Source organism: Streptomyces sp. AHU1, assembly GCF_045343905.1.
In the GTDB taxonomy this organism is placed as follows: domain Bacteria; phylum Actinomycetota; class Actinomycetes; order Streptomycetales; family Streptomycetaceae; genus Streptomyces; species Streptomyces triticiradicis.
The window spans coordinates 2406620-2425512 of sequence record NZ_CP174283.1; the positions used below are offsets into that span (position 1 = coordinate 2406620).

Sequence of the window (18893 nt, forward strand, 5' to 3'; positions counted from 1 at the left end):
GTGCTTCCGCGACGCGGCCGTGCCGGACCGGGGCCCGCCGCCGGCCGCTCCCCGCTACGGCTTCCAGCCGGGGTCGCGGCCGCTGAGGCCGATCACCCGGTCGAGGAGCGGCGCGCCGTCGGGCACCGGGACGACGGGGCCGAAGATGCCCCCGAGTCGGGTCGGGTCGTCGGCCACGCCGGCGAGGAACCCGCGCGTCACCTCCAGGAGGACGGCGTCGGGGGCGTACTCCTGGCCGGTGGCGCGCGCGAGGTCCCAGCCGTGCACCACCAGTTCGTCGGCGGCGACGGCCGCCGCGGCCCCGGCGGGCAGGGTCACCCCGCCCGCCCTGGTCGTTCCGGTCCAGGCGGCCGGGTCCCGCCAGGCGTCGGCGAGTCCGTCGAGCGCCTTCGGCAGGGCCTCGCGCCAGTCCGGCCCGATGCCGGGCAGGGAAGCGGTCGGGCTGGTGTCGGTCGTGGGGCCCAGGTCCTTGCGCCCGGCGTCACGGAAGGCGACGGCCAGTCCGGTCAGGTGCCCGAGCAGGTTGCGTACCGCGTACTCGGGACAGGGCGTGACCCCGTCGAGCTGCGCGTCCGTGACACCCTCCGCGAGGCGCGCCACGACGAGGGCCTGCGGCCCGAAGTCGAAGGTCTGGCCGGTCATCCGATTCTCCTCAGAACGCGTGTCCATGTCGTATCCACCTCAGGGGGAGACCCGTGCGGCACGGGACTCCCGCGGGGCGGGCCCGCGAGGGCGCTCCCATGGGGTGGACCCCGCCCGCACGGGAAACTCATCGGTTCCCCGGTCCGGCGGTCCCGCACCAGGACGGCCGGAGGACCCGGCCCCGGCGGCCCGCTCCTCCGGATGCAGCAGCGAGGCGGGCGGACCGATCACCCGGGACCGAAGCTGGGCGTGCCCAGGCCCTGCCCCTCAGGAGACCCCCATGCCACTGCCCCGCCGCACCCGGCTGCGTCCGGCCCTCGGCGCCCTGCTGGCCGCCGCCTGCCTGACCGGCGCCGTGACCGGACCGGCCGACGCCGGATCCGGCTCCGCGGACCGCGATCACGACCGCACCCTGCAGAAGCAGCTCGAAGCGCTGGTGCGCAGCCCCGGCGGACCGCCCGGAGTCATCGCCGTCCTGCGCCGCGAGGGGACCTCCCGCGTCGTGCGCGCCGGAGTCGCCGACCTCGACAGCGGACGGCCGATCGAAACGGACGACCACACGCGGATCGCGAGCACGGCCAAGGCGTTCAGCGGAGCCGTGGCGCTGCGCCTGGTGGACCGGCACGCGCTCTCCCTCGACGACACCATCGGCCGCCGGCTGCCGTCCCTGCCCCGGCAGTGGAGCGCCGTGACACTGCGCCAGCTGCTGAACCACACCAGCGGACTGCCCGACTACTCGCGGAGCCCGGGGTTCGTCGAGATCCTCACCGCCGATCCGCGCCACCACTTCGACTCGCGCCGGCTGCTCGACTTCGTGGCCGACCAACCGCTGCTGTTCCCGCCGGGATCGCGGTACCAGTACTCGAACTCGGACAACATCGCGATCGCGCTGATGGCCGAGGCGGCGACCGGCGTGCGCTACGAGCGGCTGCTGCGGGAGCTCGTCCACCGGCCGCTCGGCCTGCGCGACACGAGCCTCCCGCAGGGCTACGAGATGCCCGAGCCGTACATGCACGGTTACGACGTCACCCCGCCGGATCCGCCGGAGGACGTCAGCGAGGTGCTCAGCGCGTCGGGCGTGTGGGCGTCGGGCGGGATCATCTCGACCCCGGCGGACCTGACCCGCTTCATCCGCGGGTACGCGGGCGGGGCCCTGGTCTCCAATGCCACCCTGCGCGAGCAGCGGCGCTGGATCGACGGGGCCTCGGAGCCGGCGGGACCCGGCGCGAACAAGGCGGGACTGGCGATCTTCCGCTACTCCACCCGCTGCGGCGTGGTCCTCGGGCACACGGGCAACTTCCCCGGCTACACACAGCTGATCGCCGCCACGCCGGACGGCCGGCGGTCACTGACCTTCTCGCTCACCACCCAGGTGAACCAGGCGACCAAGCCCGAGCTGCTGAAGCAGCTGCGCGAGGTCGAGGAGGATTTCGTCTGCGCGCTGCTGAAGAACTGAGGGGATCCCGGCGGGGCACCCGGAACGGTCCGGGCGCCCCGCATAGCGTTCACCTTCATTTCATTGCAACGAATTCAATGAAGAACGTTGCATTAGACTCAGCATCATTGCAACAAATTCTCGCCATCCATCTGCAATAACAGCACAGTTGAGCAAGAAGCATGTTGCCCGATCCATGAATGCAACGTAGCGTTTCCACTATCAGAAACCAGCAGGGAACGCACATGACGCAGTCGAAGGAGAGCATCATGCAGAAGTTCGACACCCCCGCCCCCGTCTCCGCGATCATCGACATCCCCGCGGGACGCATCCGGTTCATCGCCGCCGACCGCGCCGACACCACGGTCGAGGTCCTGCCCGCGGACGCCTCCAAGGGCCGCGACGTGAAGGCGGTGGAACAGACCGAGGTCTCCTACGGCGACGGGGTCCTGCGCGTCGGGATACCGGGGGCGCGGAACCGGGTCCTCGGCTCGTCCGGGTCGGTCGAGGTGACCGTGCAGCTGCCGGCCGGCTCCCGCGTCGAGGCGAAGGCGGCCGCCGCCGAGCTGCGGGGCGTGGGACGGCTCGGTGACGTCGTCCTCGAGGGCGGCCACCGCTCGGTGGAGCTCGACGAGGCCGACAGCGTCCGCGTGACCGGCCTCGACGCCGACGTCACGGTCGGCCGTCTGAACGGCTCCGCCGAGATCAGCACGCAGAAGGGTGACCTGGACATCACCCAGGCCGCGCCCGGAACCCTCACCCTGAGCACCCAGGCGGGCGACATCACCGTCGGCCGGGCCGCGCCCGGAACCCTCACGCTCAGCACCCAAAAGGGCGACATCACCGTCGACGCGGCCCCCGGCGTCTCCGCCACGCTGGACGCCGGCACCGCCCTGGGCCGGATCAGCAACACGCTCAAGAACGCCGGTGACACCCCCGCCCTGACCATCCGCGCCACCACCGCCCACGGTGACATCGTCGCGGGCAGCCTGTGACGGGCTGACGCCGTACCCCGCCCTCGCCCCCTCCGCCCCCGTCCCGGGCGGAGGGGGCGAGGGCGGGTCAGCCCCCGGACGGGCCCGAACCCCTCCGGTCCAGCCCCGCCAGCACCCCCCGCACGGCCTCCAGATCGGCGTCCGAGGCCAGCCCCGCGTGGTACAGCCGCAGTTCCGTCGCGCCGAGCGAGGCGGCGCGGGCCACGTCGGCCGCCAGGCCGTCCGGACGGCCCCCCATCCCGGACACCACGGTGAAGTTGGCGGCCAGGACCTTCCCCCGCGCACCCGCCCGCACCGCCTCCGCGAACGGCGTCAGCAAGCCCGCTCCTCCGGTGCACGGCACGACCACACCGTCGGCCACGGACAGGACGTGCCCGGGATCCACCCCGGCGTTGGCGCCGCAGTGAAAGGAGACGGGGTCGGCGTGCAGCAGCACCTGGAAACCGGCCGGCGCGGCGGAACGGACCGCCGAGACCGTCTCCTCCTGGAGCGAGCGGGCCACCTGGTCGCGCCAGAGGCGGGTGGCCGCCGCGGTCCCCGCCCCGAGCAGCTTCTCCACCCCGGCCCAGCCCCCGCCGGACGGCTCCCCCCGCCACACCGGCTCCAGCGCACCGCGCACGGAGGACGCCAGCTCCTCGGCGTCGAGGCCCTGTCCGCCGTATCCGTCCGCGCACACGGCACAGAAGCAGAGGGACATCAGGTACTGCCCGGCGTCGCCGAGCGGCACCCCGCCGGTCTTGTCGTGGGCGTGCAGATGGGCGAGCCCGTACCAGCCGAGCGACTCCAGTTCCGTCCCCGCCGCACCGGGCCGGACCGCGGCCTCCGCCGCGAGGCCGGCCAGATAGGCGCGAGTGGCGGGCTGGGCGACACAGGGGGCCCAGGGATAGCGGTCCCCGTGGGCGTTGACGACCGAGGTGGCCGGATGCTCCTCCCCCATGCGGGAGTTGTGCGCGAGCACGACCCAGGTGTGGACGTCGAGCCCCGCCCCGGCGAGCGCGGCGGCGGCCTCGCCGTAAGCGTCACCGGGCGCCCAGTCCCCGGCCGGGTACGGGCGGAGGGTCCGGCCCCGCCACCGCGCCTCGTCCACCGGATACAGCACGGCGGCGTGCGGGGCCGTGACGATCCGGTGCCGGGGATGGCGGGGCGTCAGCGCGCGCGTGGAGTGGTAGGCGGACGCGAGCGTCACCTGGCGGACGCCGAGACCGGCGGTCCTGGCGGGGGCCTCCGGGTCCCCGTTGACGTCCCAGGGGTAGAGGAACGCGGACGCCCTCACCGTTCCTCCCCGATGAGCGCGTACCCGCGGTCGATCAGCTGCGCGAGCTGCTTGACGTGGTCCTCGGCCGGTTCGTGCAGCGGGGGCCGGACCTCGCCGACGTCCGGTCCGCGCAGTCGGACACCGGCTTTGACGAGGGCTACCGCGTAGCCGCGCCCCCGCGCCCGCAGGTCGGCGAAGGGCCGGTAGAAGCCGTCCAGCAGCCGGTTCACCGTCGTGTCGTCCCCGGCGTTCAGGGCGCGGTGGAAGGCCAGCGCGACCTCGGGGGCGAAGCAGAAGACCGCCGAGGAGTAGAGCGTGATCCCCAGCCCCCGGTAGGCGAGCCCGGTCAGTTCGGCCGTCGGCAGACCGTTGAAGTAGAGGAATTCGCCGGGCGCTTCACTCCGTACGGCGCTGACGATCCGCTGCATCAGGTCCAGGTCGCCGAGCCCGTCCTTGAAGCCGACGACCCCCTCGGTGCGGGCGAGTTCGACCACGCTCGCGGGGGTGAAGACGGCGTTGTCGCGCTGGTAGACGATGACGTCCAGGGAGGTGGCCGCGGCGATCTCCCGGTAGTGCCGCAGCAGCCCCTCCTGCCCGGCCGTCACGAGGTACGGCGGCATGGCGAGCAGTCCGTCGGCCCCGGCGTCCTCCGCGAGGCGCGCGTAGCGCACGGCGAGGGCGGTCCCGTACCCGGTGCCCGCGACCACCGGGACGCGCCCCCCGGCCGCCTCCACCGCCGCCCGTGCCAGCACCTCGAACTCCTCGGGCACGAGCGCGTGGAACTCGCCGGTGCCGCAGCACGCGAAGACCGCCGCCGCTCCGGCCTCGACACCGCGCCGCACGTGCTCCCGGTAGACACCGGGATCGACGCTGCCGTCGGGGCCGTACGCGGTGACGGGGAAGAAGAGCGGACCGCTGGGGATGCCCAGCCGAGCGGCAAGAGGGGCTGACGTCACGGACTCTCCCTGTAAAAGATGTCCACCGAGTGCACGTTTCTGATCCACGTCCATATCCCTGAACGCGCCCACGCTAAGCCGCCGTCTCGGGACCGGTCAAGCACGCAAACCCGCAACACGAAGGCAAATTTCCCGCCCCCGCGCGACACTTGACGCGACACGGCACCGATCCTTAGCGTGTCCACAGATGTGAACCTCATACACGAATACGACCACCCAGAGACCCGTCACCGCCCACCCCGGCACACCGGCCCGCACGAAGGAGATCCCGCATGCCGGCTCCCCGCACCGTCCTGCTCACCGGCGCCGCCGGCGGACTCGGCACCCTGATGCGAGGGCTGCTGCCGGAGTACGGCTACGAGCTGCGCCTGTTCGACGTGCTCCCGGTCGAGGGCGAACCGGGGGCGGTCACCGCGGACCTCGCCGACCGGGCGGCGCTGCGCGAGGCGGTGCGGGGCGTCGACGCGATCGTCCACCTCGCGGGCATCTCCCTGGAAGCCTCCTTCGACAAGATCCTCAAGGCGAACATCGAGGGGACGTACAACCTGTACGAGGCGGCGCGCGAGGAGGGCGTACGGCGCCTCGTCTTCGCCTCCTCCAACCACGCGGTGGGCTTCACCCCGCGCCCGCGGGGGGACGACCCCCTGATCCCCGTCGACACCCCGCGCCGCCCCGACACCTTCTACGGCCTCTCCAAGTCGTTCGGCGAGGACCTGGCGCAGTTCTACTGGGACAAGCACGGCCTGGAGACCGTCTCGGTGCGCATCGGCTCCTGCTTCGCCGAACCCACCAGCGTGCGCATGCTCTCCGTGTGGATGAGCCCCGAGGACGGCGCCCGCCTCTTCCACGCGGCCCTGACCGCCGAGGGCGTGGGGCACTCGGTCGTCTACGGCTCGTCCGCCAACACCCGCCTGTGGTGGGACCTCTCGACGGCACGGGCCCTCGGCTACGAACCGCGCGACGACTCCGAGCCGTACGCCGAGAAGCTCATCGCCGAACAGGGGGAGCTCGACCCCGGCAACCCGGACCACGCCCACCTCGGCGGGCACTTCACGACCCACCCGCCGATCTGGCCGCACTGACGGGGCGAAGGGACACCGGCCACCGCCGCCACATCTCACCCTTGGGTAAGGGAACGGTAAAGCGCCCCCGCTCGTTACCCCAGTCATGACAGCTATGACCCCCGGCTCGAACATCCCTCTCCCCGTCTCCCGCGTGACGGTGGACGTCACCGCCCCGGTGCGGCTCGACGTGTCGAGCCTGCTGCTCACCGCCGACGGCAAGGTGCGCTCCGACGCCGACTTCGTCTTCTACAACCAGCCCACCGGCCCCGGCGTGACCTACCGCTCGGGCGGCGGCACGGCCCCCGACGCGATCACGGTGGACACGGCCGCGGTGCCCCCGGGCATCGAGAAGATCGTCGTCACGGCGAGCCCCGACGCGGCCGGCCAGTCGTTCCAGGGCATCGAGCCCACGGCCACGATCCGCAACGCGGACGACAACACGGTCCTGGCCACCTTCACCCCGCCCCGGCTGGGCCCGGAGACGGCCCTGGTGATCGTCGAGGTCTACCTCCGCAACGGCGCCTGGAAGGCCCGCGCCGTCGGCCAGGGCTACGCGAACGGCCTGGCGGGCATCGCCACCGACTTCGGCGTGAGCGTGGAGGAACCCGCCCAGCCGGCCCCCGTGGCACAGCCCCCGGCCGCGGACCCCCGCCTCGCCGCCCCGCAGCCCCCGGCCGCTCCCCCGATGCCGCCCATGCCCCCCGCGCCCCCCGCCGCCACCGGCAAGATCAACCTGGACAAGGGCCGGGTCAGCCTCCAGAAGAACCAGACGGTGTCCCTGGTCAAGGGTGGCGCCCCGCTCCTGTCCAAGGTCCAGATGGGCCTCGGCTGGGAGCCCGCCTTCCGCGGCAAGGACATCGACCTGGACGCCTCGGTCATCGCGTACGGCCCGCAGCGCAACCACATCGACAGCTGCTACTTCGGCAAGCTCTCCATCGTGAACGGCGCGATCAAGCACTCCGGCGACAACCTCACGGGCGAGGGCGGCGGGGACGACGAGGTGATCACCGTCGACCTCGGCCGCCTCCCCCAGGAGGTCACCGGCCTCGTCTTCACGGTCAACTCCTTCTCCGGCCAGAAGTTCACCGAGGTGGCCAAGGCCTACTGCCGCCTCATCGACGCCGCCAGCGGCGAGGAACTCGTCCGCTTCGACCTCACCAGCGCCGAGGCCCAGACGGGCGTCATGATGGCCAAGCTGATCAAGCAGTTCTCCGGCGAGTGGGAGATGACGGCCATGGGCGCCTTCATCAAGTCCCGCACGGTCCGGGGCATGGTGAAACCAGCAGCAGAGGCCCTCTGAGCCACCAGGAGTCCCCCCACCCGGGGGCGAGGACCCACCCCCCGACCGTTCCTTCGCCCCCTCCGCCCCAGACCCCGCTCCTCAAACGCCGGAGGGGCTGAAATTCACGCCGATGAGGGGCTGCGCCCCAACCACATCGCACCCGCGGCCGGGATCCGGCGGAAGGGGCCGTGCCGGTACATCGATGCCCGTCGCCACCGACGCCCACTCCTCACCCGACAGCGACGGGCTGATGCACCGGCACGGCCCCGACCCACCACCGAACCGGCACCGCACCCGCGACGGCACCAGCACCGGCACCGGCACCGGCACCGGCACCGGCACCGGCACCGAACCTGGTGACCCCCCGGAGGGCTACGCCCGCAACCCCTCCGTCATCAACGCCAGATACCGCCGGATGTGCGCCCCGTCCCCACCGCCCAGCTCCGACGCCGAAGCCACCCCGTGCGCCAGCCGCAGCACCTCGATCGGCTCCAGATCACCGCGCAGGGTCCCCTCCCGCTGAGCCGCCCCGACCAGCCGCTCCGCCGCCGCCTTCACGGAGGAACCGCACCGGGCCAGCACCTCGGAGCTCCCGTCCGCCACGGCCGACCCGAGCAGCGCCTTCAGCCCACGGACCTGGATCATCCCCGCGGCGAGCTCGTTCAGCCATTCCACGAGGGCCTCGCCCGGCGGCAGCTCCGCCGCGAGTTCGTCCGCGCGCACGGCGATCGCCTCGATGGCGTCCACGTAGACGGCCTCCAGCAGCGCCTGCCGGGTGGGGAAGTGCCGGTACAGCGTCCCGGACCCCACACCGGCCCGCTTGGCGATGTCGTCCAGGGACGCGCCTTCCCCGTGTTCGGCGAACGCGACCGCCGCCTCCGCAAGGAGCCGCTCGTAGTTCCGCCGCGCATCCGCCCGCATCGGCTTGACCTGGGCCATTCAGATACTCCTTGCGAACCGGGGACCCTCTCCGTATCTTGGCGAGAGCCAAACGGAGACAGTCCCCGCTTATCTCGGCGGGCAGTCCGCGCTGCCCACCCGCACCGTACCGGGGACGCCAGACCAGGAGCACTCCATGCCCACGCCGTCCACCGGCACATCGTCAACCACCTTACGTCCGGCCCGACTTGACGCGGCCGGCCCGACCACGGCCGCCACCCTGCTCGTCATCGTGACCGCCTACCTGATGGTGGGAGTCGACTCCACCGTCGTCAACGTCGCGCTGCCCGACATCCAGCGCGACCTCGGCTTCACCCCCACCGGCCTGTCCTGGGTCCTCAACACGTACACGCTCGCGTTCGGCGGCCTGCTCCTGCTCGGCGGCCGGATCGGCGACATCGCGGGCCGCCGTCGCACCCTGACCGCGGGAGCCCTCCTCTTCGCCGCCGCCTCCCTGCTCGGCGGCCTCGCCGCCGAGGGCTCCTGGCTGCTCGCGGCCCGCGCGCTCCAGGGCGTGGGCGCCGCGCTCATCGCCCCCAGCACCCTCGCCCTCATCACCACCAGCTTCCCCGAGGGCCCCCGCCGCCACCACGCCCTCGGCGTCTACTCCTCGATGGCCGGGATCGGCGCGTCGGTCGGTCTGGTCCTCGGCGGCATGCTCACGTCGTGGGCGTCCTGGCGCTGGTCCCTGCTGATCAACGTGCCGATCGGCGTCGTGGTCGCCGCCGCCCTCCCCCGCTTCGTCACCGAGACCCCGCGCCACGCGGGCCGTTTCGACGCGACCGGCGCCCTCACCGGCACAGCGGGCACGTCCTCACTGGTCTACGCGTTCATCCGGGTCTCGGAGGAGGGCTGGAGCGACACCCGGGCGATGACGGCCTTCGGCGCGGCCGCCGCCCTGCTCACCGGCTTCGTCCTGGTGGAGGCGCGCGCGGAGCAGCCCGTCATGCCGCTGCGCCTCTTCGCGAGCCGCGACCGGGCGGGGGGCTACGCCGGTGTCCTGCTGCTGCCCGCGGGCATGTTCGGCGTGTTCTACTTCCTCACTCTGGTCGGCCAGCAGGCCCTGGGATACAGCCCGTTGCGCGCCGGTCTCGCCTTCCTCCCGATGACCCTGCTGATGTTCACGACCGTGCGCTTCGTGCCACGGCTGCTCCGGCGGTTCGGCACCAAGCCCGTGCTGCTCACCGGAATGTCCCTGATCACCGTCGCGGGCGGCTGGCTGTGGCGGCTGGAGCCCGGCGACGGCTATCTCTCCGGCCTGCTCGGCCCGCTGCTGGTGATGGGGCTGGGCGTGGGCCTGAGCTTCATGCCGCTGAACGCCACCATCCTCGCGGGTATCGAACCGCGTGAGGCGGGATCCGCCTCCGGACTCCTCCAGACCCTCCAGTGGCTCGGCGGCACCCTCGGGCTCTCCGTCCTGGTCACCGTCTTCGGCACGGCGACCCGGCACGCCCACGGCTCACCCACGGAGATCCTCACCGAGGGCTCGGCCCGCGCGTTCGGCGCCGGCTCCCTGATCGCCCTGTCCGCGCTGGTGCTGTCGGCGTTCGTGATCACGGGCACCGCACGTGACCGCGACGCCTGAAAAGACCTCTCGCCACCCCGGTACACGAAGCGGCGCGGCCCGTACCGAAGTACGGACCGCGCCCAAGCCCTCAACCCTCAACCCTCAACCCTCAACCAGCCTGCGCCCACGGCCAGTCCGCGTCCCGCGCGTTCTCCAGGAGCGGCACCATCCGGAAAGCCGCGTCCGAGAGCCCGCCGAACGTGTGGCGGTTCCCCTTGCCCGACGGGCCGTGGCCCACGCTGTGGCCGGCGAGGTTCCACGTGTAGACCGGGACGTGCGCCGGCACCTGCTCGGTCGGGTCGCCGTACTGGCTGTACGCGGCCTGCTCGTCGGTGACGATGAGGACCCGGTCGTGCTTCCTGTAGTGCTTGCGGACCGCCTCGGTCGTGTTGGTGCCGCCCAGGTCGCCGAACCGTCCGATGACCTTGAGCACGGACTCGCCCGCGCTGAACTCCACCCGCTTGCTGGTGGTGCCGAACTCGACGAGGTCCGCGTCCGCCGCCCGCAGCGCGAGCGCCGTACCGAAGATCGCCGCCGCGTCGGCCCGGTTGAGCTCGGAGCGCTCCGACAGCCGCGAGTAGAACATCGAGCCCGAACGGTCCACGAGCACCAGGGTCCGGCCGGGCAGCGCGGGCACGTTGGCCAGCGAGTGGCCGAGCGCCTGCTCCAGCGGGTACGACCAGCGCAGCGACGGCGCGTGCTGGTAGGCCGCGAGGTAGCGGAACGGGAACTGCCGCGAGCGCGCGACCTCCACCGGGTCGCTGATCTTCGCCGCGACCTGTGCCGCCACCTCGTCGCTGACGCCCGCCTTGTCGAAGTTGCGCAGGTTGCGGACGAGCGCCATGGCTCCCATGGACGGAATGACGGCCTCCCAGGCCTCCTTGTCCATCGGTCCCTGCAGCCAGCCCGCCAGCGTCTCCCAGGTCATCCCCGCGTCCGCCAGGCGCTGCGCGCCCTGCGCCCCGGTCACGACCTTGCGCCGCTTGGCGGGCCGCAGGGCCATCAGGTCGCGGTGGGCGACGAGCACGGGCAGCGACTTGGGCACGACGGCCGTGTCCGGGTTGTGGCGCCGGTCCAGCGCGTACTGGAACAGGTCGCCCTGCCAGGGCTTGTCCGGGTCCGGCGCCGCGTGCACCAGGTTGAGGATGTCGCCGAAGCGGTATCCCTTGGACGCGGTGTCGTACTTCAGCAGCGACTTGCCGTTGTAGAGGCGCCGTACGGCGTCGGCGACGCCCCGCTTGACGGGCTTGGGCAGGGTGCGGCCGTACCGGGAGGTCCAGTAGGCGAGCAGCTCGCCCGGCTCGTCCGGACGGCGCAGCACGGAGGCGATGACCTGCCGGTTGGCCGGACCGTCGGTGGCGCCCGCGTCCAGGCGTGCCTTCACGTACTCGGCGGCGCCCACGAGCGAGGCCGTGCGCAGGTTGCCCTCGCCGCGCAGCCAGCCCAGCAGGCCGGCGGTCCAGACCGGGTCGGTGACGGCGAGTTCGCGCACGAGCGCGGCGAACCGGTCGTCGCGGGCCTCGCCGGACTCGTAGAAGGTCTGCTGCGAGACGAAGTTGGCGACCGCGAGCAGGAAGAGCTCGGAGCGGGCGTCGCGCTCGCGGCCCAGGCCGCCCTGGTGCGTGCGCAGCACACGGCCGGTGGACGTCACGCGGGAGGTGGGCTGTGCCTTCGCCGCCTTGTTGTTGAAGCGCGCCATGGTGAATTCCCCCGAATTCGGATGGGTTTCGGAGGGAGGCACAGCAAATGGAGGGTGCCCGAGATCAGGGGTCGGCTACGGTCGCTTATAAACTGGCGCGTCTTCCGTTTCCGCCACACCGACCCGAGGTCGATGACGGGATTCGAACCCGCACGAGGTCGTGACCCCACCAGTTCCCGAAGTATCCGCTGCCTGCGCACCGGGCACCCACCATGAGCTGCGCCTCCCGAGATCAGTTCGGCTGCGGCGTGGATTCTTTGGGAGAGAAGTAGCCGCGGCCCGCGCACCGGGAGGTGCATGAAGTTGTGGTGTCCAGAGATCGAGATCGGCGGAACCGACGTAGGTGCTCTATCCCCTGAGCTACACCGGCGCGTTGTACCGGTGGCGGGACTCGAACCCGCGACCGCCCCATTAACAGTGGAAGTAGGTCCTGCCTTCGCACCTGGACGTGCACCACTGTAGGAGGGCGGCCGCGAACCCGGCGAGCGATTTAATTCCCGGGGAAGCGGCGGGGATTCCCGGGGAGGCGGCGGGGATTCAGCCGCGCTTCTGCCGCTTCCAGGGGCCGGTGATGGCGAGCATGATGCCCGGGTCCTGGATGTTGGCGAAGAGGGTCCGGCCGTCGGGCGAGAAGGTGACGCCGGTGAACTCGCTGTACTCCGGCGCCTCGGCGGTGCCGATGTTGAGCTCGTTGCGGGCGATCGGGTACGTGCGACCGCTCTCGGTGGCGCCGAACAGGTGCTGGACGCCCTCGCCGTCCTCGGCGATGACGAGGCCGCCGTACGGGGAGACGGTGATGTTGTCCGGCCCGTCGAAGGCGCCGTCGACGGACGGGTCGGGGTTCACGCCGATGAGGACCTTCAGCGTCAGGGTGCGGCGCTTGGGGTCGTAGAACCAGACCGCTCCGTCGTGGGCCTGGCCGGGGCTCTCGGCGCGGGCGTAGGAGGAGACGATGTAGACGCCGCCGTCGCCCCACCACATGCCTTCGAGCTTGCGGGCACGGGTGACCTGGCCGTCGGTGAACTGCTTGCGGACGGAGACGCTCTTGGCGTCGCGGTCGGGGACGTCGACCCAGTCCACGCCGTACACCGTGCCGATCCTGGTGGCCCGGGAGAGGTCGTCGACGAACTTGCCGCCGGAGTCGAAGCACTTGAAGGCCTGGAGCGCTCCGGCGTCGTCGGCCAGGGTGGCGAGCCGTCCGTGGCCGTGCTCGAAGCCCTGCGGGGGCGTCCAGCGGTACAGCAGGCCGTTGGGGCCCGAGGCGTCCTCGGTGAGGTAGAGCCGGCCCCGCTTGGGGTCGACGACGACGGCCTCGTGGGCGTAACGGCCCAGTGCCTTGACGGGCTTGGGGTTCTTGTTGCGGCGGCGGTCCTGGGGGTCGACCTCGAAGACGTAGCCGTGGTCCTTGGTCATGCCGTTCTGGCCGGCCTTGTCCTCGGTCTCCTCGCAGGTGAGCCAGGTGCCCCAAGGAGTTTTGCCGCCCGCGCAGTTGGTGGAGGTGCCGGCGATGCCGACCCACTCGGCGACCTTGTCGCGGCGCACTTCGACGACCGTGCAGCCGCCGGACGCGGCCGGGTCGTAGACGAGTCCCTCGGTGAGCGGCACGGGGTGGGCCCAGCCGGAGCGGGGGCCCTTGAGCTCGTGGTTGTTGACCAGGAGGGTGGCACCGCGCGGGCCCTCGAACGTGGAGGTGCCGTCGTGGTTGGACGGTGTGAACTCGCCCGATTCCAGCTTGGTGCGGCCGCTGTAGGTGATGACGCGGTAGGAGAACCCGGCGGGCAGCGAGAGGAGGCCCTTCGGGTCGGTGACGAGCGGACCGTAGCCGACGCCACCGTGCCGGGCCTCGGCCGACTCCCCGGCCGCGCCCTCGACCTCCGTCTCCGTGGCGGCGAGCGCGTTGGGCGCGGTGGCGAGGGCGCCCACGCTGCCGACGAGGACCACGCCCGCGCCGGTGATCGCGGACTGCCGGGCGAAGTCCCTGCGAGAGAGCGACATGTGTTGTCTCCTGTGACGGTGGACTCGGAGTGCCGTAAGGGGCGGGGGGGGCGGCCTCGGTTTGCGGCCACACCGTCCCGCCCTCTCTTGAACACCAGTTGAACGCGCGCCGTCTTCCGGGGTCCAGCTTGCGTGAATCCACTCGACCGGCCCAGGGGAACGATCCGCTCCGCAAAACAGCCCACCCGACGACCACGACCGGGGCCCCGGCACCCGGGCGGAACACCGGGCCCCCGGGTCACGGCACCTGGGGCACACGGGGCACGAGCGTCACGGAACTCGGGTCACGACGACCCGCGCCGCGAGGCCCAGGTGTCACTGCACCCGGGGCACGGGGACCCGGAACCCGGATCACGGCCGTCCCGGCACCCCCGCACCGGGGCGGGACACCCCCTGGCGTCCCGCCCGGGACCACCGCACCGGACGCGTCACCCGGCGCCCGGGAAACCGCACCGGCCCGGCGCGTTCACACCCCCTGCTGCGACCGGGCCTTGAACGCCGCCTTGCGGGCCTCCTTGGCGACCTTCTTGTCGGGGTGCAGGCGCCCCATGGCCTCCAGGACGTCCGGAGTGGCGGGGTGCCCGACCCGCCAGGCGGTGTCGAAGAAGCCGCTGTGCTGCCGGGCCAGGCCCTCGACCAGGGCCTGGAGCTCCGCGGAGTTCCCTTCGGCGGCGAGCTGCGCCGCCACCGTGTCGATGGTCAGCCAGAAGACCATCGCCTCGGACGGCGGGGGCACGTCGGGCACGTCGTGCTCGGAGAGCCAGACCCGGGCGAGACCGCCCAGCTCGGCGTCGTCGAGCACCTCGCGCAGTGCGGGCTCGGCCTCCGCGCCGACCAGCGCGAGAGCCTGCTGGCAGTGCAGGCGGCGCAGCGGGGCGCCCGCGTCCGCGCCGCGCGCCGCGGAGAGCAACTCCTGCGCCGCGGACAGCGGTTCACGCCGGGCGAGCCACTGTTCGATCTCGGCCTGCGCGGCGGTCGGGGGGAAGCCGGCCGTGCCGTCCAGCAGCGTGTCCGCGCCCTTGTCGGTCAGCTCGCCCACCGCGGGGGCGGAGAAGCCCGCCTCGATCAGCCGGGCGCGCAGTCCGTACAGACCGAGGGGCGTCAGGCGCACCACGCCGTACTTCGACACGTCCATGTCGTCGGCGGGGGCGGGTTCCTCCACCGCGTCCGCCATCAGGGCCTCGTCGACCGGCTGGAAGGCGACGAGGCCGATGGGCTCCAGCAGCCGGAACTGGTCGTCGAGCCGCATCATGGCGTCCGAGACCTGCTCCAGGACGTCGTTGGTGGGCTCTCCCATGCCGTCGGGCAGGATCATCGAGGCGGCGAGCGCGGGCAGCGGCACCGACACCTCGCCGAGCGCGTCCTCGCCGACGGTCAGCAGGTACAGGTTGCCGAGCACCCCGTCGAGGAACTCGGCCTCGGCCTCCGGGTCCCAGTCCAGCGAGGAGAGGTCGATCTCGCCTTCCTCGCCCATGGCGCCGACGAGGTCGCCGAGGTCGGGCGCGCTCGCGTCGGCCAGGACGACGTCGAGCGCGCCGAGCCAGACGCCGAGGACGTCCTGCGGGGCTCCGGAGGTGAGCAGGGCGAGATCCTCGCCCGTGGTGACGGTGCCCTTCTCCTCGTCCACGACCTCGACGAGACCGGTGTCGACGGCCACCCGCCAGGCCTCGTCGGCGAGGGCGGCCGCGTCGTCGCCGGACAGGCCGAGGACGCCGGCCGCCTCGGAAAGCTGTTCCTCGACGAGCTCGCCCCCGGCTCCGACACGGGTGGCGGGGCCTGCCCAGCGGGCCAGCCGTGCGGCGCGGGAGAGCAGTGGCGCGGTGAGCGCGTCCCTCGCCAGCTGCGCCTCGGGGTGCAGCCGCACGGGCGGCAGGGAAGAGCTGTCTGACATCGGCTGGGTTCTCCTCCGGACGACCACGATGAGCGGGACGGGCAGGACGGGCGGGCAAACGGTTCGAACGGCCCGGGCGATCCCTACGACCCGAGTGATCCGTACGGTCCGAACGGTCCGAACGTCTCAAGCGGTTCGAGCGGGACTTCCGCCCGGAGTCGCGCCGGACGGTGACGCGCACCGCCGGTCGCGGCGGGCACCGGAGCCCGCCGGACGCCGACGGGCCCGCGAACCCGGAGGCGGCCCGGGAGATCCGTGCCAACTGCTCAGCCTAGACGGATTTCCACCCATGCCGCCCGGTTCACGTATCCGACAGGTCTCGTACACCGTCGAAACCTTGACAACTCCCCCCGTCACACACGAGATTGACGCGCGTAGAAGTTCAACGGCCGCACGGCCCACACCTTCTACGCGCGTCACTGGCCCGCAAGCAGGTCGCGCTCCCCCCACCAGTCCACCCTCGTCCCGACGCTCACGAACGTCCCCGGAGGGATTCCCTTGCCGAGCAAGAGAACCGCGCGCATCGGCGCGCTGACCGTCGCCGCGGTCTGTTCCACCGTCTCCGCCGTCGTACTGACCACACCGGCCCAGGCGGACACCGTCCACATCCACGACATCCAGGGCACCACCCGGACCTCCCCCCTCGCGGGCACGAAGGTCACCGACGTGCCCGGCATCGTCACCGGCGTGCGGACGTACGGTTCGTCCAAGGGCTTCTGGTACCAGGACCCCACCCCGGACGCCGACCCCGCCACCAGTGAGGGCGTCTTCGTCTTCACCAGCTCCGCCCCCAAGGCCGCCGTCGGCGACTCGGTCACGGTGACGGGCACGGTCTCGGAGTACGTCCCGGGCGGCACCTCCACCGGCAACCAGTCGGTCACCGAGGTCACCAAGCCGACGGTCACCGTCGTCTCCAGCGGCAACCCCGTCCCGGCCGCGACGGTCGTCGACGCCAAGTCCGTGCCGGACGACTACGCCCCGGCCGGCGACACCGCCGCGGGCGGTTCGGTCAACGCCCTCACCCTGCAGCCGGCGCAGTACGCCCTGGACCACTACGAGTCCCTCGAGGGCATGAACGTCCAGGTCGCCGACACCCGCGTGGTCACCGCCACCGACCCCTACACCGAGCTGTGGGTCACGGTGAAGCCGCACGAGAACGCCACCCGCCGCGGCGGCACGGTGTACGGCTCGTACACCTCGCAGAACACGGGACGCATACAGATCCAGTCCCTCGGCGCGACCGCCGACTTCCCGACCGCGAACGTCGGCGACAAGCTCACCGGTGTCACGGCGGGGCCGCTCGACTACAACCAGTTCGGCGGCTACACCCTGGTCGCGAACCAGCTCGGCACCCTCCAGAAGGGCGGCCTGGAGCGCGAGACCACGCGCAAGCAGGCGCGCGGCGAGCTGGCCGTGGCGACGTACAACGTCGAGAACCTGGACCCGGGCGACGCCACGTTCGCCGCGCACGCGTCCGCGATCGTGAACAACCTGAGCTCGCCCGACATCGTGTCCCTGGAGGAGATCCAGGACAACAACGGTGCGACGGACGACGGCACGGTCGCCGCCGACCAGACGGTGAACAAGCTGATCGACGCGATCGTCGCGGCGGGCGGCCCGAAGTACGACTGGCGCTCCATCGACCCGGTCAACGACCAGGACGGCGGCGAGCCCGGCGGCAACATCCGCCAGGTCTTCCTCTTCAACCCCGCGCGGGTCTCGTTCACCGACCGCGCGGGCGGCGACTCGACGACCGCCGTCGGTGTCACGAAGGTGCGCGGCAAGGCGCAGCTCACCGCCTCCCCCGGCCGCATCGACCCGGCGAACACGGCCTGGAAGAGCAGCCGCAAGCCGCTCGCGGGCGAGTTCGTCTTCCGCGGCCACACGGTCTTCGTGATCGCCAACCACCTCAACTCCAAGGGCGGTGACCAGGGGCTGACCTCGCAGTACCAGCCGCCGACGCGCAGCTCCGAGGTCCAGCGGCACGCCCAGGCGACCGTGGTGAACGCGTTCGTCGACGAGATCCTGAAGACGCAGAAGAACGCCGACGTCATCGCGCTCGGCGACATGAACGACTTCGAGTTCTCCGAGACCGCCAAGATCCTGGAGGGCGACGGCGAGCTCTGGTCGGCGATCAAGTCGCTTCCCAAGAGCCAGCGTTACACGTACGACTACCAGGGCAACGCCCAGGTCCTCGACCAGATCCTGGTCAGCCCCTCGATCCGCAAGGGCTGTGACCTGGAGTACGACAGCGTGCACATCAACTCGGAGTTCTCCGACCAGATCAGCGACCACGACCCGCAGGTGCTGCGGTTCCGTCCGTAGTCGCCGCGGTGCGCGAGAGCCCGGCCCCGTCGTCCGGGGGGCCGGGCTCTCCGCCTGCCCGGGAGTCCGCAGCCGCTCGCGGTGCGCGGCTTCCCGGCCGTGTTCGGCTCAGCCCGCGAAGACCTCGTCGAGCCAGTCCTTCCAGGCGGTCTCGTTGCCCTTGGCGTCCGCGCCGGGCGCGAAGTCGTGGACGCTCATGCCGACCGGCGCGCCCCAGCGGCCGCGCCCGAAGAAGCGGATGAGCGCGCTGTCGGTGCGCAGCCCGATGAAGTACGGGTCGCGGTAGTCGAGCACCGCGTCGAAGTGCTCGCCGCCGGGCCCCTCGGCCTTCACCCGTGCCCCCTCGGCGGTGTCGTCCGCGAGGCCGAGGGCCGGTCCGACGGCCGCGAAGGCGTCGGAGGACGCGGACGCGCCGGGCCCGTCGAAGGTGGCGAAGGCCACCGGGCGGCCCGCGAAGTGGGTCACGTACTCGCGCAGGGTGTGCAGATAGAAGTCGGTGTGCTTGTCGGCTCCGTCGTACTGGTTGTCCCAGTCGTCGGTGAAGATGCCGCTGTGCACGTAGCGGACCCAGGAGCCGCGGCCGCCGTCACGCGGCTCGATGGTGTGGTCGATCTGATTGAGGCTCTGCGTCGGGAACCCGACGTCCTCGGTGCGCACGGTCAGCCGGTGCGGCGGGTCCCAGGTGGTGATGACGCTGCCGAAGGGGCCGGCCCCGCCCTCGCGGGGCTCGTACTCCATGGGCCACAGCCAGCCGCCGCTGCCGCTGGTGATCGCGTCCCACACCTGGCCGGGCGGGACGGCGACCTCGTACTCGCGGGCGACCTCGAACTCCTTGGACATGATGGCGA

14 protein-coding genes are annotated in these 18893 nt (G+C 72.1%); 6 read left to right on the forward strand and 8 right to left on the reverse strand.

Features of this window, described 5'->3' with window-relative positions; genetic code table 11:
• Positions 1–54: 54 nt before the first annotated feature.
• Positions 55–642 carry a TIGR03086 family metal-binding protein gene (locus ACICHK_RS11000; protein ID WP_406836749.1) on the reverse strand — a complete coding sequence of 196 codons (588 nt, stop codon included), beginning with the start codon at positions 640–642 and terminating at the stop codon, positions 55–57.
• Between the two features lie 280 nt (positions 643–922).
• Here ACICHK_RS11000 and ACICHK_RS11005 point away from each other — a divergent pair, with 280 nt between their 5' ends.
• Positions 923–2098, forward strand: coding sequence for a serine hydrolase domain-containing protein (locus ACICHK_RS11005; protein ID WP_406836750.1), 1176 nt, complete (start codon positions 923–925; stop codon positions 2096–2098).
• A gap of 248 nt (positions 2099–2346) precedes the next feature.
• A complete protein-coding gene (locus ACICHK_RS11010) occupies positions 2347–3072 on the forward strand; it encodes a DUF4097 family beta strand repeat-containing protein (protein ID WP_406841195.1) in 726 nt (241 codons plus the stop codon).
• A 67-nt stretch (positions 3073–3139) separates the two neighbouring features.
• On the opposite strand, the gene ACICHK_RS11015 is transcribed toward ACICHK_RS11010, so the two are convergent.
• On the reverse strand, positions 3140–4345 hold the full coding sequence (locus ACICHK_RS11015; RefSeq protein ID WP_406836751.1) for a hypothetical protein: 1206 nt from the start codon (positions 4343–4345) through the stop codon (positions 3140–3142).
• Entirely contained in the window at positions 4342–5283 is a 942-nt protein-coding gene (locus tag ACICHK_RS11020) for a 5-dehydro-4-deoxyglucarate dehydratase (protein ID WP_406836752.1), read from the reverse strand. Before ACICHK_RS11020 ends, ACICHK_RS11015 begins: the two co-directional genes overlap by 4 nt.
• A 272-nt stretch (positions 5284–5555) precedes the next feature.
• Here ACICHK_RS11020 and ACICHK_RS11025 point away from each other — a divergent pair, with 272 nt between their 5' ends.
• Both ACICHK_RS11025 and ACICHK_RS11030 read left to right on the forward strand, forming a co-directional pair.
• The gene (locus ACICHK_RS11025; RefSeq protein WP_406836753.1) at positions 5556–6365 is read left to right on the forward strand and encodes an NAD-dependent epimerase/dehydratase family protein; all 810 of its coding nucleotides are present in this window, start codon (positions 5556–5558) and stop codon (positions 6363–6365) included.
• A 94-nt stretch (positions 6366–6459) separates the two neighbouring features.
• Complete coding sequence (locus ACICHK_RS11030) at positions 6460–7647, forward strand: TerD family protein (RefSeq protein ID WP_406841196.1); 1188 nt, start codon at positions 6460–6462, stop codon at positions 7645–7647.
• A 354-nt stretch (positions 7648–8001) separates the two neighbouring features.
• Here the strand turns inward: ACICHK_RS11030 and ACICHK_RS11035 are convergent, their stop codons facing one another.
• Positions 8002–8568: a TetR/AcrR family transcriptional regulator gene (locus ACICHK_RS11035; RefSeq protein ID WP_406836754.1), complete on the reverse strand. Its 567-nt coding sequence runs from the start codon at positions 8566–8568 to the stop codon at positions 8002–8004.
• Positions 8569–8704: 136 nt separating this feature from the next.
• Here ACICHK_RS11035 and ACICHK_RS11040 point away from each other — a divergent pair, with 136 nt between their 5' ends.
• The gene (locus tag ACICHK_RS11040; protein WP_406836755.1) at positions 8705–10153 is read left to right on the forward strand and encodes an MFS transporter; all 1449 of its coding nucleotides are present in this window, start codon (positions 8705–8707) and stop codon (positions 10151–10153) included.
• 91 nt (positions 10154–10244) lie between these two features.
• Here ACICHK_RS11040 and ACICHK_RS11045 read toward each other — a convergent pair whose 3' ends face one another.
• The 3 genes from ACICHK_RS11045 to ACICHK_RS11055 all read right to left on the reverse strand — a co-directional run bounded on the left by ACICHK_RS11045 (position 10245) and on the right by ACICHK_RS11055 (position 15720).
• Positions 10245–11834 (reverse strand): TROVE domain-containing protein, encoded by a 1590-nt coding sequence (locus ACICHK_RS11045; protein ID WP_406836756.1) that lies wholly within the window; start codon positions 11832–11834, stop codon positions 10245–10247.
• 537 nt (positions 11835–12371) lie between these two features.
• Complete coding sequence (locus tag ACICHK_RS11050) at positions 12372–13829, reverse strand: alkaline phosphatase PhoX (RefSeq protein WP_406836757.1); 1458 nt, start codon at positions 13827–13829, stop codon at positions 12372–12374.
• A 466-nt stretch (positions 13830–14295) separates the two neighbouring features.
• The gene (locus ACICHK_RS11055; RefSeq protein WP_406836758.1) at positions 14296–15720 is read right to left on the reverse strand and encodes a hypothetical protein; all 1425 of its coding nucleotides are present in this window, start codon (positions 15718–15720) and stop codon (positions 14296–14298) included.
• A gap of 498 nt (positions 15721–16218) precedes the next feature.
• Here ACICHK_RS11055 and ACICHK_RS11060 point away from each other — a divergent pair, with 498 nt between their 5' ends.
• Positions 16219–18045, forward strand: a complete 1827-nt coding sequence (locus ACICHK_RS11060) for an endonuclease/exonuclease/phosphatase family protein (RefSeq protein ID WP_406836759.1) — start codon at positions 16219–16221, stop codon at positions 18043–18045.
• A gap of 108 nt (positions 18046–18153) precedes the next feature.
• Here ACICHK_RS11060 and ACICHK_RS11065 read toward each other — a convergent pair whose 3' ends face one another.
• Complete coding sequence (locus ACICHK_RS11065; protein WP_406836760.1) at positions 18154–18885, reverse strand: SRPBCC domain-containing protein; 732 nt, start codon at positions 18883–18885, stop codon at positions 18154–18156.
• Positions 18886–18893: the final 8 nt, after the last annotated feature.

What these genes read in the sequence shown, in the direction of transcription:
- ACICHK_RS11000 (WP_406836749.1), bottom strand. Translation starts at nt 642, where the DNA reads ATGACCGGCCAGACCTTCGACTTCGGGCCGCAGGCCCTCGTCGTGGCG.
- ACICHK_RS11005 (WP_406836750.1), top strand. Translation starts at nt 923, where the DNA reads ATGCCACTGCCCCGCCGCACCCGGCTGCGTCCGGCCCTCGGCGCCCTG.
- ACICHK_RS11010 (WP_406841195.1), top strand. Translation starts at nt 2,347, where the DNA reads ATGCAGAAGTTCGACACCCCCGCCCCCGTCTCCGCGATCATCGACATC.
- ACICHK_RS11025 (WP_406836753.1), top strand. Translation starts at nt 5,556, where the DNA reads ATGCCGGCTCCCCGCACCGTCCTGCTCACCGGCGCCGCCGGCGGACTC.
- ACICHK_RS11030 (WP_406841196.1), top strand. Translation starts at nt 6,460, where the DNA reads ATGACCCCCGGCTCGAACATCCCTCTCCCCGTCTCCCGCGTGACGGTG.
- ACICHK_RS11035 (WP_406836754.1), bottom strand. Translation starts at nt 8,568, where the DNA reads ATGGCCCAGGTCAAGCCGATGCGGGCGGATGCGCGGCGGAACTACGAG.
- ACICHK_RS11040 (WP_406836755.1), top strand. Translation starts at nt 8,705, where the DNA reads ATGCCCACGCCGTCCACCGGCACATCGTCAACCACCTTACGTCCGGCC.
- ACICHK_RS11045 (WP_406836756.1), bottom strand. Translation starts at nt 11,834, where the DNA reads ATGGCGCGCTTCAACAACAAGGCGGCGAAGGCACAGCCCACCTCCCGC.
- ACICHK_RS11050 (WP_406836757.1), bottom strand. Translation starts at nt 13,829, where the DNA reads ATGTCGCTCTCTCGCAGGGACTTCGCCCGGCAGTCCGCGATCACCGGC.
- ACICHK_RS11055 (WP_406836758.1), bottom strand. Translation starts at nt 15,720, where the DNA reads ATGTCAGACAGCTCTTCCCTGCCGCCCGTGCGGCTGCACCCCGAGGCG.
- ACICHK_RS11065 (WP_406836760.1), bottom strand. Translation starts at nt 18,885, where the DNA reads ATGTCCAAGGAGTTCGAGGTCGCCCGCGAGTACGAGGTCGCCGTCCCG.